Below are 15,514 nucleotides of genomic sequence, written 5' to 3' on the forward strand. Positions count from 1 at the left end.
CCCCGCGCAAGGTCGCCAATGGCGGCAGCGGCCGGGCCAGCGACTCCGGATGGGAGGAGTTCTGAGGCGGCACCGCCTCGGAGCCACCGCGACCATGACATCCGAACGGCGCCCTCCGGGGCGCCGTTCGCGTTTCAGGCAAAAATTCTGGCGCCGCATCTTGCGGAGGCCCGCTTGCGACCTATCTCCGTGACAGGCGCCGGAGCTTTGCTCGATCACGACGCCGCCCTCGCACATTCAATTCGTGACGTTCCTCGACCGACTCGCTGGAGTCGATCGATGCCGCACCGCTTGCTGACAGGTCCCGACGGGGATGTCTGCGACAAGCGGTTTCAGCCGTCACCACCACAGGGAGACGAAAACCATGCAGTTCAGCCAGGTTCTTCAGGCTCTCGGCCAGTTCGCGTCCGGCTTCGCGCCGGCTAGCCGTACCGTCCGCCCGCTCGAGATCGATTTCGACATCGCCGACACGCTCGGCCCCTTCGAACAGGCCGCGATCGGCCAGTGGAAGACCGAGGACGGATCGATCCTGATCGACCTCAGGCCCGACGGTCAGTTCCACAAGGCGAAGCCCGCCGCCGGCGCCAACCATGTCGGCCGCTACGCGGTCGACCGCTCGAAGCTCTATTTCGAGGGCGAGACGGGTTGGGTCGCGCTCGGGAAGCTGAAGCGCGGCACGCTCAGCATCGGCGAGAAGCGCTTCCGCAAGGCGTAAGCGCAATTGCGAGCCGTTCAATGAAAAAGGGCCGCGCCTCCCTCCGGAGGCGCGGCCCTTTTCTTATTGGCGCGAGAAATCAGTAGCCGACCGTGAAGCGGCGGCGGCTATGGGTCGGCGTCTCCAGCTCGTCGACGAGGGCGATCGTATAGTCCTCCGCCGAGATCGAGCTGTTGCCCTTGGCGTCGGCGAGAAGCTGGTCAGTGCCGAGGCGGAATGTCCCGGTGCGCTCGCCCGGCTGGATCAGGGCCGAAGGCGAGAGGAAGGTCCAGTCGAGGCCCTGCTCTTGCTTCAGCAGGTCGAGGAAAGCGCCGCCCTTGCGGGCTTCGTCGAGATAGATGGCCGGGAATTCCGGCGTGTCGAAGAGCTGCACGCCCGGCGCGACCTCAAGGCTGCCGGCGCCGCCGACGACGAGATAGCGCTTCGCGCCCGACTGCCTGACCGCCGCGAGCAGGGTTTGCGGGTCGCTGGCGGTGAAATGCACGGCGCTGATCACCGCGTCATGGCCGGCAAGGAGCGCGGCAAGCCCGTCCTTGTCGAAGACATCTCCCTTGACGGCGGTGACGCCGGGCAGCACGGCGACCTTTTCGGGGCTGCGGACGATGGCGGTGACGGCATGTCCGCGGGCGGAGAGTTCGGCCAGCAGGCGCGAACCGATGAATCCGCTGGCGCCGATCAATGCGACCTTCTTGGCGACTTTCATGACAGGGGCTCCTTGTTGTGGTATCCAACAGATACCTACACTCCAATGGAACCTATCTGATCCTGCCGCCCCGCCCCGTAAAGAAGGCACTTTCACGCGACATGGTCACCTCCGGGAAACCGCCATGCTGAAACGCCCCGACCCTTTCCAGGCCTTATGCCCGACGCGGCGCGTGCTCGATCGCATCGGCGATACCTGGGCGGTGCTGATCCTGATCGCGCTCGACGACGGCACCCTGCGCTTTAACGAACTCAGGCGGCGGATCGAGAATATCTCGCAGAAGATGCTGTCGCAGACACTAAAGAGCCTGGAGCGCGACGGGCTGGTGCGGCGCGAGGTGTTCGCGACGGTTCCGGTGACCGTCGAGTACTCGCTGACCGAACTCGGGCGGACGCTGGCGCAGACCGTGAACCAGCTGACGCTGTGGGCCGAGGCGCATATCGGCGAGGTCGAGGCGGCGCAGCAGCGCTATGATCGCGGCGAGGCTTCGGCCTAACGCGCCGTCAAGGGCTTCACAGCCAGCCGGTCTCGGGAACGCTGGCGTTTCCACCGATTTCGTGTATATGCCCGGGCAACCGGCCGAAAAGCCGGCGGCGCGACCCCTCCGCGATGAGGCGGCTCGCGGGCTTCGGACCTTGCTGGACGACATCCCGGCCTGGCCCGCCAGATCAACCCGAACACGAGGATATCCCGATGTCGATCACTGCCGAGCGCAAGACCGCGCTGATCCTGGAACACGCCACCAAGCCGAACGACACCGGCTCGCCGGAAGTGCAGATCGCGATCCTCACGGAGCGCATCACCAACCTCACCGGCCACTTCAAGTCCCACAACAAGGACAACCACTCGCGCCGCGGCCTGCTCAAGCTGGTCTCGCAGCGCCGGTCCCTGCTGGACTACCTGAAGGGCAAGGAAGAGGCCCGCTACAAGACGCTGATCGAGAAGCTCGGCATCCGCCGCTGATCGAGAGCTGACGGTTTCCGCCCGGTGCGACCTGCTCCGGGCGGCTCCTTCTCAGGTGAAGCCGCCATGGGGCGAGCCACCTGACTGCCGCGGCGGCCGCATGGGGCGGCCTTCCCGCGTGACCCGCCGGGCGCCCAAGACGTCCATGGCAGGATCGCCGAGCGCTCGGGCGCAATCCCTTTCACACCCGAGCGTTCCGCCGTCTTGCCCATGGACCTGAAGGCACCGGACGGGTCGAACCCGACCGAAAGACGAAAAACATGTTCGACATCCAAACCGAAGAACTGATCTGGGGCGGCCGCAAGCTCGTCCTCGAGACCGGCAAGGTCGCCCGCCAGGCCGACGGCGCCGTGATGGCCACCTATGGCGAGACCGTCGTGCTCGCGACCGTCGTCTCGGCCAAAGAGCCGAAGCCGGGCTTCGACTTCTTCCCGCTGACCGTGAACTACCAGGAAAAGACCTTCGCGGCCGGCCGCATCCCCGGCGGCTATTTCAAGCGCGAAGGCCGTCCGAGCGAGAAGGAGACCCTGGTCTCCCGCCTGATCGACCGTCCGATCCGCCCGCTCTTCGTCGAAGGCTACAAGAACGACACGCAGGTCGTCGTCACCGTTCTCCAGCATGACCTCGAGAACGATCCCGACATCCTCGCGATGGTCGCGACCTCGGCTGCACTCACCCTTTCCGGCGTGCCCTTCATGGGCCCGATCGGCGGCGCCCGCGTCGGCTATATCGACGGCGCCTACAAGCTGAACCCGACGATCGAAGAGGCCAAGGAATCGGTTCTCGACCTCGTCGTCGCCGGCACCCAGGACGCCGTGCTGATGGTCGAGTCGGAAGCCAAGGAGCTTCCCGAGGACGTGATGCTCGGCGCCGTGATGTTCGGCCACAAGCATTTCCAGCCGGTGATCGACGCCATCATCCGCCTGGCCGAGAAGGCCGCCAAGGAGCCGCGCGACTACACCCCGGCCGACAACTCCGTCGTCCTGGACGCCGTCCTGAAGCTCGTCGACGCCGACCTGCGCGCCGCCTACAAGATCACCACCAAGGCCGAGCGCTACAAGGCGCTGGACGCCGCCAAGGCCAAGGTCGCCTCGCTGATCTCGGCCGAGCCGGACGGCAAGACCACCTTCACCAAGGAGCAGGTCGGCGGCCAGTTCAAGGAAGCCCAGGCCAAGGTCGTGCGCTGGACCATCCTCGACGACGGCACCCGCATCGACGGCCGCGATCTGAAGACCGTGCGCAAGATCGTCGCCGAGGCCGGCATGCTGCCGCGCACCCACGGCTCGGCTCTGTTCACCCGCGGCGAGACGCAGGCGCTGGTCGTGACCACGCTCGGCACCGGCGATGACGAGCAGTTCATCGACTCGCTGGAAGGCACCTACAAGGAAACCTTCCTGCTGCACTACAACTTCCCCCCCTACTCGGTCGGCGAGACCGGTCGCATGGGTTCGCCCGGTCGCCGCGAAATCGGCCATGGCAAGCTCGCCTGGCGCGCCATCCGCCCGATGCTGCCGGCGAAGTCGGAGTTCCCCTACACGATCCGCGTCGTCTCGGAGATCACCGAGTCGAACGGCTCCTCCTCGATGGCCACCGTCTGCGGCACCTCGCTGGCGCTGATGGATGCGGGCGTTCCGCTGAAGTCGCCGGTCGCGGGCATCGCGATGGGCCTGATCCTCGAAGGCAAGCGCTTCGCCGTGCTCTCCGACATCCTCGGTGACGAGGATCATCTCGGCGACATGGACTTCAAGGTGGCCGGTACCGCCGCGGGCATCACCTCGCTGCAGATGGACATCAAGATCGCCGGCATCACCGAGGAGATCATGAAGGTCGCCCTCGAGCAGGCCAAGGGCGGTCGCGAGCACATCCTCGGCGAGATGAACAAGGCGCTCTCCGCCTCGCGCAGCCAGCTCGGCGAGTTCGCGCCGCGCATCGAGACGATGAAGATCCCGGTCGACAAGATCCGTGAAGTCATCGGCTCCGGCGGCAAGGTCATCCGCGAGATCGTCGAGAAGACCGGCGCCAAGGTGAACATCGAGGACGACGGCACCATCAAGATCGCCTCGGCCGACGGCAAGTCGATCGAAGCCGCGATCAAGTGGATCAAGTCGATCGTCTCGGAGGCCGAAGTCGGCGTGATCTATGACGGCACCGTCGTCAAGATCATGGAGTTCGGCGCCTTCGTGAACTTCTTCGGCGCCAAGGACGGCCTCGTCCACATCTCCGAGCTCGCTCCGCAGCGGGTCCAGAAGGTCTCGGACGTCGTCAAGGAAGGCGACAAGGTCAAGGTCAAGTTCCTCGGCCAGGACGAGCGCGGCAAGATCCGCCTCTCGATGAAGGTCGTCGACCAGGCCACCGGCGAAGACCTCACCGAGAAGCTCAAGGCCCAGCGCGAGGCCGAGAAGAACCGCGAGAAGCAGGGCGCGGCCGAGTAATCACCGCCCGCCAGCTTGTGTAAGACAAGACGCCCCGCATCGGATGATGCGGGGCGTTTTTCGTTTCAGGTTTCGCAACCTCGAACGGAGCAACGGTCGAGCCGCGCATCATGCTCGGACTTGCTCCCAGCATCTCGTGCCGCGTGAGGCTCCCGCATCTTCTCGTCTGGAGCTTCCCGGGTCACGGCTTCGGGGAGCCCAAGAATGACGGCTGGTGGATGCGCGCCCAATAGTCTAGACATATGCCGACCCATGGAGACCGGCATGTCCGACCACCGCATCGCCTCGCTCGACGACCTCTCTCGTGCCTACCCCAACCCGGTCGCGCCGGCATCGACCTTCAAGGAGATCGATCATGTCGATGCGAACTATGCGGCGCTGATCGCGGCCTCGCCGTTTTTCGTGCTCGCGACAGTCGGTCCGGAGGGGCTGGATTGTTCGCCGCGCGGGGATCTGCCGGGCTTTGTCACGGTCCGGGACACGAAAACGCTCTTGATTCCCGACCGAAAAGGCAATAACCGGCTGGATTCGTTAAAGAATATCCTGTTCGACGATCGAATCGGAATGCTCTTCCTGATCCCCGGTTGCGGCGAGACGCTGCGCGTGAACGGACGCGCGGAGATTTCCTGCGACCCAGAGTTGTTATCGCGGTTCGAGATGGCCGGGAAGCTGCCGGCAAGCGTGATGGTCGTCCATGTCGAGGCGGTCTACTTCCAGTGCTCGCGCGCGGTGGTGCGAGCGGAGCTCTGGAACGCGGAGCGGCAGGTCGACCGGCGCAGCCTGCCCTCACCCGGCACGATCCTGCGCGACATCACGGCACGCAACGCCGAGGTCGCGACCTTCGACGGCAAGACCTATGACGAGGCGCTGCCGGGACGGGTCAAGGCGACTCTGTATTGAGAGAGAGCTCGTCGCCTTGTCATTCCGGGGCTTCGCGCAGCGAAGAACCCGGAACCCACGACGAGGTGAGACCGAGCGATCAGGGACGCCGGAGGAATTGTAATTCGGACGTCACCCGGTCGTGGGTTCCGGGTTCGGCCCAAAGGGCCGCCCCGGAATGACAATCGTGGTGTCCTCGGCGTTGCGCCTCACAGCAGGCCTTCGTTCCCCGCCAGCGTCTTCAGGACGACATCCGGCCGGGCGCCGACATGCGAGATGATCTCGGCCGCGGCGAGCGCGCCGAGGCGCAGGCAGTCGCGGGTCTCGCGGTTCGAGGTTAGGCCGTAGAGGAAGCCGGCGGCGAAGAGATCGCCGGCACCGGTCGCATCGACCACGCGCTCAACCGGGAAGACCGGCTCCTCGACGATGCCGTCCGGCGTCACCGCCAGCGCGCCCTTCTCGGAGCGGGTGACGACGGCCAGGATGTTCTCCGAACGCAGCCAGGACAGGGCCGTGTCGAAATCCGAGGTCTCGTAGAGGCTCTTGAGCTCATGCTCGTTGGCGAAGACGAGATCGACCATGCGGTTGCGGATCAGGCCGACGAACTCGTCGCGATAGCGGTCGACACAGAAGGAATCGGACAGGGTGATGGCGACGCGGCCACCGGCCTTGTGCGTGATCTCCGACGCCTTGCGGAAGGCCTCCTTGGCCGCCGGCGGGTCCCAGAGATAGCCTTCGAGATAGACGATATCGGCGGCCTCAACGGCCTTGGCGTCGACATCGGCCACCGAGAGGCCTTGGCAGGCGCCGAGATAGGTGTTCATCGTGCGCTCGCCATCGGGCGTGACGATGATGAAGGAGCGCGCCGTCGCCGGGCCTTCCGCCGCATCGGCTGTGCCGAAGGCGACACCGAGCGAGGTCAGGTCATGGCGATAGAGCTTGCCGAGTTCGTCGCCGCGGACCTTGCCGATGAAGGCACCCTTGCCGCCGAAGGAAGCGAGACCAGCGATGGTGTTGGCGGCCGAGCCACCCGAGATGATCCGGGCCGGGCCCATGGCGGCGTAGAGGGACTCGGCGCGGGCCTCGTCGATCAGCATCATCGCGCCCTTGGTCAGCTTCTGGGCGATGAGGAAATCCTCCTCGGCCGAAGCCAGCACGTCGACGATGGCGTTACCGAGGGCGAGGACGTCCGTGCGGGTCTGGGTCATGGCTCTTGCTTGCTCTGTCCGGATGGCGCGGCCCGTCGGCCGAAAGGAAAGGTGCTGGCCCTGTCGCATCCGTGTGATGCGGGGTCAAGCGGGGCGAATCAGGCGGGATCGCGGCGGGCGGCGGCCTCGTCGAGCACAACGGCGAGGCGGCGCAGGTCCTCGTCCTCCAGCAGGCCGATCTCGCGCGCCAGCCGGTTCGCGAAGAGCGTTGCCTCCGGATCGAGCCCGGCCGTATCGATGACCACGCGCGGATGCGAGAGATCGGCGAGGCGAACGAGCTCGTCCGCCTCGTCCCAGATCACGCCGAGGAGATGGATCGTGCCCTGGATCAGGCTGAAGGTCGGGCGGCCGCGCTTGCCATGCTCAAGCGCCGAGAGATAGGCCGGCGAGACACCGAGGCCCTCCGCCATCTGCGCGAGGCTCATGCCACGCGCCTCCCGCAGCGCCCGGACACGCTGGCCGAAGGGCGTCACGGCCCATGCTCCCTGAGGCGCCGCAGACGGACATAGAGCGCGCCGGAGCCGCCATGGCGCTGCTCGGCCTCCTCGAAGCCGAGGACCAGCGCGCGCAGATCGGGAAGGCGCAGCCAGTGCGGCACCATCCGGCGCAGCACGCCGCGCTCGTCGCCGAACAGCGCCGGCGCAAGCGCGCCCTTTCCGGTGACCACCAGCGCGATGCGGCAGCCGCGCCGCTGCTCGCGGCGCAGGAAGGCATGGAGCGCCAGATGCGCCTCGTCCTGCCGCATGCCATGCAAGTCTATCGAGGCATCGACGCTCTGCTGGCCGCGGCGCAACTGCGTGCGCAAACGCCGCTCGATCGGCGCCAGCGGAGGGGCCGATGGTGGAGCGGCCTTGGCCGGAGAAACCGCCGCAACGGCGCGCATAGCAGTTTCAACCGGTGCGGGAGCTGCCGGCTCGGGGACAGGCTCCGGCTCCACCGGCGCCCGACCGGGCAGCGGCTTGACCGAACGCGCGACCTGTCGCCAGAGCGCGATATCGGCCTCCGTCAGCGTCTTTCCGCGGCGAGACCGCATTTCAGCGCGGCCAGAGCAATGTGAAGGCGACGGGATGGCGGATCAGGCCGGCGCGATGCCCTGCTTCGGCGCCCGAGCCAACGAAGAGATCCATACGGGCCGGCCCGAGGATGGCCGAGCCGGTATCCTGCGCGATCATCAGGCGGGCGAGATGCTCGTTGCCGCCAGCCCCGTCGGGAAGCGTCGTATCGATCCAGACGGGGAGGCCATAGGGCCAGGCCGTCCGGTCCACGGCAATGCTCCGCATCGGCGTCAACGGCAGGCCGGCGCCGCCGATCGGGCCGCTCTCGGCCGGCAGGTCGTCGCGACGGGCGAAGAAGACGAAGGATTTGTTCAGGCGGATCAGGTCACGGGCGAAGCCGGCATCGGCCTTCAGCCGGGCGATCAGCCGGTCCATCGTCATCTGCTCGGGCGGAATGGCCTCGCGCTGGCTGAGCACGCGGCCGAGCGAGGTATAGGGATGGCCGTTGCGACCGGAATAGCTCAATCGCGTGACCGAGCCATCCGGCAGGCGAACCCGGCCCGAGCCCTGCACCTGCAGGACGAAGCGGTCGACGGGATCGCGCAGCCAGAGGATTTCAAGCCCCTGCCCGTCGAGCGCGCCGGTCTCGATCGCGGTGCGATCCGGGAACGGCTCGAAGCCCTTGGCCGTTCTGCGCGCAGCCGAAAGCGTTTTATCGAGGCCCGGCCAGTCATCCTCGGAGAAGCGCGTCACCAGATCCTTCGGCCGGTCGTAGAGCGGCGTCGGGAAGGCATCCGAACGGGTCAGCGAGCCCTCGAATTCCGGCTCGAAATAGCCGGTGGTGAAGCCGGTCTCGCCGGTTTCCGGCCGTATCAGCCAGAAGGCGAAATTCTGCTCGAAGAAGGTTTTCGCCTGCTCGCGCCCGACCGGGCCCGCCGCCGCGAGCGCCTTGGCGTTGTCACAGACGGCGGTCAGACGCTCCGGCAACGGCACGCCCTGGCGCAAGGGCGGATCGGCCATGCAGCCCTGGGCGAAGATGGCAAAAGCCTTGCCGTGATCGTCCTGCGCCCAGCCGGGGATCGCGGCGGGCGACATCGCCTCGGCGCGGGCTCCTTGGGGCAGCGGGGGCGGCGAGGCCATGGCGGTCACGGATGCAAGGCCCAGGGCAGCGGAGAACGCCAGTGCGACACCGGCGCCGCCGCGATTCACGCGGCGGATTCGGTGGCGACGAGCAGCCAGTTGGGATCGCGGCTGCCGAGCTGGCGCGAGAAGGTCCAGATGTCGTTGACCTCCGAGACCTGCTCGGCGCTGCCATCGACGACCGCGCCCTGAGCGTCGCGGGTAACGCTGATGAGCTGCGAGACGAAGGCGATCGTGACCTGCGCGGTCTTGCCCTTGACCTCGACAGCGGCGAGGTCGGCCTTGTCGATCGAGACGAAATTGGATTCCGCCTTCTCGCCGCGCTTCTCGCGCTCGGTGATGGCCTGCTCGAAGCCGTCATAGACCTCCTTGGCGAGGAGGCCCTTCAGCATCTTGCGGTCGCCACGCGCGAAGGCGGTGACGATCGCCTCATAGGCGGCCTTGGCGCCGCCGACGAATTCATGCGGATCGAAGCCGGGCTCCTGACGGATCACCGCCTCGATGCCCGCGCTGACGGCTGAACCCGGCGCGGCCAGGTCTTTCCAGCGTTCGGCTGCCGGCGGCTGGGGTGCGACGGGATCGTTCGCGGCGCCGGGCAGGCGGATAACATTGTCACTCTTGTCCTGGCTCTGCGCCTGATCCGGCCGCATCGGCGGCGTCTCGCGGCGGGCGAAGGGATCTTTGGGCTGTTCGTGACCGGTCTTCTGGCCGAGCACGGAGCGCAGCTTCCAAGCCACGAACACGGCCAGGGCCAGGAAGATCAGAGTCTGCATGTCGAAGGAATTCTGCATCGAAAGCTGACCCGTGGCTCCCCGTTGTTGCCTGACCCTTATGCGCCTCAAGCGCCGGGCCTTCACCAGTCATATGGTGAGACAGGCTCGTAACATCCACCCCCTCGCTTGTGAAGGCGAGTTCTTGTGCCGGCACGACGTCCATGATAGCCGACGCGCGCGCCGCTCCATAGCATGGAGCGCAGTCCCGAATGCCGGCAGAGGCACGGGATTTCCCGAGACAGCCTGCCAGAACGAGATGGGACCGATGGCCAACGAACTCCCCAACGGCAATGGCGCCGGCGCCGAAGCGGCTCCGAGCCTAAACGCCCTGATCCAGTACACCAAGGATTTCTCGTTCGAGAACCCGAAGGCGCCGCGCTCGCTCGCTCAGCAGGACGCCCAGCAGGGCCCGCAGATGTCGCTGCAGGTCAATGTCGGCTCGACCGCGCTCGGCGACAACGATTACGAGACCGTGCTGCGCCTCGAAGGCAAGGCCGAGGTCAAGGGCGAGACGCTGTTCGCCTTCGACCTCAGCTATGCCGGCGTGTTCCGTCTGCAGAACATCCCGCAGGAGCATGTTCACCCCGTGCTGGTGATCGACTGCGCCCGTCTGCTCTTCCCCTTCGCCCGGCAGATCATCGCCGAGGCCGTGCAGAACGGCGGCTTCCCGCCCTTCTACGTGCCGCCGATCGACTTCGCGCAGCTCTTCCAGCAGCGCCTGCAGGAGCTCGAAGGCCAGCAGGGCGCTGCAACCAACTGATCGGTCGCCGCATCGGCAAAGGATTACGAAAGGGCCCCTCGCGGGCCCTTTCTTCGTTTATTGCGGATGATTGTTGTCCTTGCGGAGCGAGGCACCCCTCGCCATGTGCCCGAAGCAACGGCGGACGCCCCGGCAGGGACGCCCGCCCTTTTTTCGTATCCGATGGAGAACCGATGGACCACCTTCTGACGCTTGCCGCCGATCCCGCTGTCTGGGCCGCGCTCGGGGCACTGATCGCCATGGAGGTCGTGCTCGGCATCGACAACCTGATCTTCATCTCGATCCTGACCAACAAGCTGCCGGAGCATCAGCGCTCCAAGGGCCGCAGGATCGGCATCGGCCTGGCCCTCATCCTGCGTCTGGCCCTGCTCGGCACCGTCGCCATCATCGTCAAGCTCACCGCCCCGATCTTCTCGATCTTCGGACAGACCTTCTCCTGGCGTGACCTCATCCTGATCGCCGGTGGCCTGTTCCTGGTCTGGAAGGCGACGAAGGAGATCCATCACAAGGTCGATCCCGATCCGGAATCGGTCCTGGCCGAGGGCGGCACGCGCGCGGTGACGCTGAGCTTCGGCGCCGCGATCTTCCAGATCCTGATCCTCGACCTGGTGTTCTCGATCGACTCGATCATCACCGCCGTCGGCATGACCGAGCATGTGCCGGTCATGGTCATCGCCGTCCTCGTCGCGGTGCTGACGATGCTGCTCGCCGCCGACCCGCTGGCGCGCTTCATCGACAAGAACCCGACCGTCGTGATGCTGGCGCTGGGCTTCCTGCTGATGATCGGCGGCACGCTGATCGCCGAGGGCTTCGGCGTGCATGTGCCGAAGGGCTATATCTACGCCGCGATGGCCTTCTCGGCCCTGATCGAGGCGCTCAACATGGTATCGCGCCGCCGGGCGCGATAAGCTTCGGGCTCACCCTCCCTTGTCATTCCGGGGGCGCGCCGCTGGCGCGAACCCGGAATTCATGACTGGGTGAGATACCGGGTGTTCGGTTGCAGTCCGCTCACCCGGTCGTGGGTTCCGGGTTCTTCGCTTCGCGAAGCCCCGGAATGACAAGCCGCGGTGCTACTGCGCCGCGTCGTCGGTTATGCCGAGATAGCTCTTCCAGAGCGGCGCCTTGAGCGAGCCGAGAATGAAGGCCTCATGCGCCTTGAGCGCCTCAGCGCTGAGGCGTGGCGCCAGCGGGCGCTGACGCTGCGGCTTCTCGACCGCCGCCACCGCGATGTCGCCACGGCCCGCCGCAGCCGCATCGCCAAGGCCGAGCGAGGCCTGCTTGCCGCCGATCAGCTCGATATAGACTTCCGCCAGGATCTCGGAGTCGAGGAGCGCGCCGTGCTTGGTCCGGCGGCCGTTGTCGATGCCATAGCGCGAGCAGAGCGCGTCGAGGCTGTTCGAGGCACCGGGATGCTTGCGGCGCGCCATCGACAGGGTGTCGACCACCAGGGCCTGTTCGATCGGCGGCAGGCCGAGACGCTTGAACTCCATGTTGATGAAGCCGACGTCGAAGGCGGCGTTGTGGATCACCAGCTTGGCGCCGGCGATGAACTCCGCGAATTCCTGCGCGACCGCCGCGAAGAGCGGCTTGTCCGAGAGGAATTCTTCCGAGAGGCCGTGGACGTTGAAGGCCTCGATCGGCATCGAGCGCTCGGGATTGATATAGACGTGGAAGGTCCGGCCGCTCGGGCAATGATTGAGCAGCTCGACGCAGCCGATCTCGACGATGCGGTCGCCATTATTGGCTTCGACGCCGGTGGTTTCGGTATCGAGAACGATCTCGCGCATCGCTTCAGCACCTCGCTTGCGCACCGCGCCCGGGACGGCCGGCGAGCGCCATCAGGATAGAGCCGACCTGCCGCTCGGCGGCCACGAGACCGCGCGAGGTGTCCACAAGGAAATGGGCATGGCGGCGCTTCTCAGCATCCGGCATCTGGCGCGACAGGATGGCGTCGAGCTTTTCCGCGGTCATGCCGGGACGGGCGAGGACGCGCTGACGCTGAACCTTTGCTGGAGCCGTCACGACAAGGACCGCATCACAACGTGCCTCTCCACCCGTTTCGAGCAGGAGCGGCACGTCGATGACCGCGAGCCCCGCCCCGTCCCAGCGGCAGCGGGCAAGGAAGGCTTCCTCCTCCTCGCGCACCAGCGGATGGATGATCGCTTCGAGCCGGTGCAAGGCCTCGGGCTTGCCGAGCACCGCAGCGCCCAGCTTCGCGCGATCGACCGCCCCGTCGATCACCGTTCCCGGAAAGGCGGCCTCAATCGGCGCCGCAGCCCGGCCGCGATGCAGGCGATGCACGGCCGCATCGGCATCATGGAGCGGCACGCCGCGCTGCACGAAGAGCTGCGCGGTTGTCGATTTTCCCATTCCGATCGAGCCCGTGAGGCCCAGCACGAAAGTCATGACGGCTCCGGCGAATCAGGCCTTCAGGATATCGGCTTCGATCAGGGAACGCAGGGCCGGCGTCACCTGCGGCGTCACGCCGAACCAGCGGGCGAAGCCGGGCACAGCCTGGTGGAGCAGCATGCCGAGCCCATCCACGGGAACGCCGCCGCGCCGTTCCGCCTCGGCCAGCAGCGTCGTCTTCAGGGGGACATAGACGATATCGTCGACGATGGCTCCCGGCCGCAGGGCCGCGAGATCGATCTCCAGCGGCGGCTTGCCCTGCATGCCAAGCGCCGTCGTATTGACGATGAGATCGGCCTCACCAACGAGGCTGTCGCGCTTCGCCCAATCGCCAGCCTCAAGGGGATGGCCGAGAGCGGCGACCAGTTCGGCCGCGCGTTCGGGGCTGCGGTTGACGACGAGGATCCGTGCGACGCCGCGCGACTTCAAACCGTAGCAGATGCCGCGGGCCGCGCCGCCTGCGCCAAGGACGAGAACCGTATCGACGCGATCCTGCCAGCCGGGCACCGTCGCATCGAGATGAGCGAGGAAACCGCCGACATCGCTGTTATCAGCGATGATCCGGCCGCCTTCGCGCCAGAGCGTGTTGACGGCGCCGACCGCGCGGCCGGCATCGCTGATCTCGTCGACCAGCGCCATGACCGCTTCCTTATGCGGCACGGTGACGTTGCCGCCCGCGAATTCCCCCTCGCGCAGGCGCGCGATGAACGCCGGGAGTTCGGCCGGGGCGACATCGATCCGCTCATAGGAACCGGGGAGCCGATGCTCGCGCAGCCATTCGCCATGGATCAAAGGCGAGCGCGAATGCGCGATGGGATGTCCGATGACGAAGCAGCGAGGCGCCATGAATGAAGTCCGTTAGCGGGCGAGGCAATCGAGATCGCGCAACGCCGAAAGCACCGCCAGGAGCGGCAAGCCCAGAATGGTGAAATGGTCGCCTTCGACCTTCTCGAAGAGCTGCGCGCCCAGTCCCTCCAGTTGATAACCGCCGACGCTGGACAAGGCAGCCGAACCGGCGACGGCGACATAACGCGCGATGAAGTCGGTGTTGAGCGGGCGCATGGTCAGCCGTGCCGCCTCGAGCCCATCGGCCAACGGCGCGCCATCTCGCGCAATGACGAAGGCGGAGTGGAGCTCGTGAGTCCGGCCGGCAAGGGAGGCGATCTGGCGTTCCGCTGCCGCAAGATCGGCGGGCTTGTGAAAGGCGACATCGTCGCAAATCAACGTCTGGTCGGCGGCGAGCACGAAGCGGTCGGGACGATCGCGCGAGACCGAAAGCGCCTTGGCGCAGGCAAGCGCCGCGGCCACCTGATCCGCCGGGACACCGCGATCGACCAGCGGTTTTTCGACCGCACGTTCGTCGATCTCCGGTTTCACTACCTCGACCGGGATGCCGGCAGCCAGGAGCATGTCTCGCCGGGTCGTGCTGCCGGAGGCGAGGATCAGCGGCGCGTCGGAGAGCCAGAGATTGGACGAGGTGCTCATGTCGCGATGAACTTCATGCGGTGGTCGCGGAGCAGGTCGAGGATCGAGGCCGCGGTCTCCTCGATCGAGCGGCGCGTCACGTCGATCACCGGCCAGCCCTTGCGGGCGCAGAGGCGGCGTGACTGCGTGACCTCGTCGGCAACAGCTTCCGGATCGACATAGGCGGTATCGTCGTCGGCGCGCAGCGACAGCAACCGGTTCTGCCGGATCTGGACGATGCGATCGGCACTGGCGATGAGGCCGACGATGAGGGGCCTCCTGGCGTTTTCCAGTTCGGGCGGCAGAGGAATATTCGGCACCAGCGGAATGTTCGCGGTCTTGATGCCACGATTGGCAAGATAGATGCTCGTCGGTGTCTTGGAGGTTCGGCTGATGCCGACCAGGATGACATCGGCATTGTCGAGATCGCCGCCCATCTGCCCGTCATCATGCAGCAGCGTGTAGTTCATCGCGTCTATGCGACGGAAATATTCGGTGTTGAGCACATGCTGCGCGCCGGGCTTCGGTGCCGAGGCCTGGCCGAGATAGGACTGGAACAGCGAGAGCACGGGCTGCAGCACCGACAGGCAGGGGCAGCCGAGATCGCGACAGAAACTCTCCAGCTTCTCCTGCCATTCCGGCTCGACCAGCGTGTAAAGCACGACACCGGGCGAAGCCTCGATCTCGGCGAGGACGCGCGCGAGCTGCGCCTCGGAGCGGACCAGCGGATAGACATGCTCGATCGCGGAGACGGTTTCGTATTGCGCGGCGGCGGCGCGGCTGACGGCGATCAGCGTCTCGCCCGTCGCATCCGAGACCAGATGCAGATGGAAATAATTGCGGACCACGGCATCCCCCCGGCCTGAAGCGTTCTCTTCCTCTAGCGCGCTTTGAGCCCGACCGGAATCGCCCCGAGGCGAATTGACGCCACAGGTCTCCTTTCCAGCGAAGCCGGCTTCTGAAGCGCTTGCGGGAACGGCCGGGTTATCCCGGGCCATGGGGACCAGTGTGGACAACCGAACGGAAACGGACGGTTGGGCCGCGGCTCTGTATAACCCGCCCAGTCCATCAAC

General features: G+C 66.4%; 18 protein-coding genes. 7 read left to right on the plus strand and 11 right to left on the minus strand.

Annotation, left to right across the window (positions count from 1 at the left end):
* The first annotated feature begins 364 nt into the window (after positions 1-364).
* On the plus strand, positions 365-715 hold the full coding sequence (locus tag ACODTJ_RS26385; RefSeq protein WP_454654353.1) for an Atu4866 domain-containing protein: 351 nt from the start codon (positions 365-367) through the stop codon (positions 713-715).
* A gap of 79 nt (positions 716-794) precedes the next feature.
* Here ACODTJ_RS26385 and ACODTJ_RS26390 read toward each other — a convergent pair whose 3' ends face one another.
* Complete coding sequence (locus ACODTJ_RS26390) at positions 795-1,418, minus strand: NAD(P)-dependent oxidoreductase (protein WP_488850871.1); 624 nt, start codon at positions 1,416-1,418, stop codon at positions 795-797.
* 124 nt (positions 1,419-1,542) lie between these two features.
* On the opposite strand from ACODTJ_RS26390, the gene ACODTJ_RS26395 reads away from it, so the two are divergent.
* The 4 genes from ACODTJ_RS26395 (at position 1,543) to ACODTJ_RS26410 (ending at position 5,713) form a co-directional block, all read left to right on the plus strand.
* Entirely contained in the window at positions 1,543-1,914 is a 372-nt protein-coding gene (locus ACODTJ_RS26395; protein ID WP_442896376.1) for a winged helix-turn-helix transcriptional regulator, read from the plus strand.
* Between the two features lie 197 nt (positions 1,915-2,111).
* Positions 2,112-2,381 carry a 30S ribosomal protein S15 gene (gene rpsO / locus ACODTJ_RS26400; RefSeq protein WP_377843400.1) on the plus strand — a complete coding sequence of 90 codons (270 nt, stop codon included), beginning with the start codon at positions 2,112-2,114 and terminating at the stop codon, positions 2,379-2,381.
* Between the two features lie 260 nt (positions 2,382-2,641).
* The gene (pnp, locus tag ACODTJ_RS26405) at positions 2,642-4,813 is read left to right on the plus strand and encodes a polyribonucleotide nucleotidyltransferase (protein WP_488850874.1); all 2,172 of its coding nucleotides are present in this window, start codon (positions 2,642-2,644) and stop codon (positions 4,811-4,813) included.
* Between the two features lie 264 nt (positions 4,814-5,077).
* On the plus strand, positions 5,078-5,713 hold the full coding sequence (locus tag ACODTJ_RS26410; RefSeq protein ID WP_454654359.1) for a pyridoxamine 5'-phosphate oxidase family protein: 636 nt from the start codon (positions 5,078-5,080) through the stop codon (positions 5,711-5,713).
* Positions 5,714-5,901: 188 nt separating this feature from the next.
* Here ACODTJ_RS26410 and ACODTJ_RS26415 read toward each other — a convergent pair whose 3' ends face one another.
* The 5 genes from ACODTJ_RS26415 to ACODTJ_RS26435 form a co-directional block, all read right to left on the minus strand.
* Entirely contained in the window at positions 5,902-6,900 is a 999-nt protein-coding gene (locus ACODTJ_RS26415) for an adenosine kinase (protein WP_454654360.1), read from the minus strand.
* Positions 6,901-6,998: 98 nt separating this feature from the next.
* Entirely contained in the window at positions 6,999-7,373 is a 375-nt protein-coding gene (locus tag ACODTJ_RS26420; protein ID WP_454654362.1) for a helix-turn-helix domain-containing protein, read from the minus strand.
* Complete coding sequence (locus ACODTJ_RS26425) at positions 7,370-7,933, minus strand: Smr/MutS family protein (protein WP_454654364.1); 564 nt, start codon at positions 7,931-7,933, stop codon at positions 7,370-7,372. Before ACODTJ_RS26425 ends, ACODTJ_RS26420 begins: the two co-directional genes overlap by 4 nt.
* A 1-nt stretch (position 7,934) precedes the next feature.
* The gene (gene mltA, locus ACODTJ_RS26430; protein WP_454654365.1) at positions 7,935-9,104 is read right to left on the minus strand and encodes a murein transglycosylase A; all 1,170 of its coding nucleotides are present in this window, start codon (positions 9,102-9,104) and stop codon (positions 7,935-7,937) included.
* Entirely contained in the window at positions 9,101-9,826 is a 726-nt protein-coding gene (locus ACODTJ_RS26435; protein WP_454654367.1) for a Tim44/TimA family putative adaptor protein, read from the minus strand. Before ACODTJ_RS26435 ends, mltA begins: the two co-directional genes overlap by 4 nt.
* A 247-nt stretch (positions 9,827-10,073) precedes the next feature.
* Between ACODTJ_RS26435 and secB the strand changes: the two genes are divergently transcribed.
* Together secB and ACODTJ_RS26445 are read left to right on the plus strand one after the other, a co-directional pair.
* The gene (secB, locus tag ACODTJ_RS26440; protein ID WP_454654369.1) at positions 10,074-10,568 is read left to right on the plus strand and encodes a protein-export chaperone SecB; all 495 of its coding nucleotides are present in this window, start codon (positions 10,074-10,076) and stop codon (positions 10,566-10,568) included.
* 173 nt (positions 10,569-10,741) lie between these two features.
* Entirely contained in the window at positions 10,742-11,476 is a 735-nt protein-coding gene (locus tag ACODTJ_RS26445) for a TerC family protein (RefSeq protein WP_454654371.1), read from the plus strand.
* A 162-nt stretch (positions 11,477-11,638) separates the two neighbouring features.
* Here the strand turns inward: ACODTJ_RS26445 and dnaQ are convergent, their stop codons facing one another.
* The 5 genes from dnaQ to ACODTJ_RS26470 are packed head-to-tail and all read right to left on the minus strand — an operon-like array spanning position 11,639 to position 15,289.
* Entirely contained in the window at positions 11,639-12,355 is a 717-nt protein-coding gene (gene dnaQ, locus ACODTJ_RS26450; RefSeq protein ID WP_454654373.1) for a DNA polymerase III subunit epsilon, read from the minus strand.
* Positions 12,356-12,359: 4 nt separating this feature from the next.
* Positions 12,360-12,974, minus strand: a complete 615-nt coding sequence (gene coaE, locus ACODTJ_RS26455) for a dephospho-CoA kinase (RefSeq protein WP_488850878.1) — start codon at positions 12,972-12,974, stop codon at positions 12,360-12,362.
* Positions 12,975-12,989: 15 nt separating this feature from the next.
* Complete coding sequence (locus tag ACODTJ_RS26460; RefSeq protein WP_454654376.1) at positions 12,990-13,823, minus strand: shikimate dehydrogenase; 834 nt, start codon at positions 13,821-13,823, stop codon at positions 12,990-12,992.
* 12 nt (positions 13,824-13,835) lie between these two features.
* Positions 13,836-14,462, minus strand: a complete 627-nt coding sequence (locus ACODTJ_RS26465) for a Maf family protein (RefSeq protein ID WP_454654378.1) — start codon at positions 14,460-14,462, stop codon at positions 13,836-13,838.
* Positions 14,459-15,289: a pyruvate, water dikinase regulatory protein gene (locus ACODTJ_RS26470; protein WP_454654379.1), complete on the minus strand. Its 831-nt coding sequence runs from the start codon at positions 15,287-15,289 to the stop codon at positions 14,459-14,461. Before ACODTJ_RS26470 ends, ACODTJ_RS26465 begins: the two co-directional genes overlap by 4 nt.
* Positions 15,290-15,514: the final 225 nt, after the last annotated feature.

It is taken from the genome of Allobosea sp. FG18, assembly GCF_057809495.1.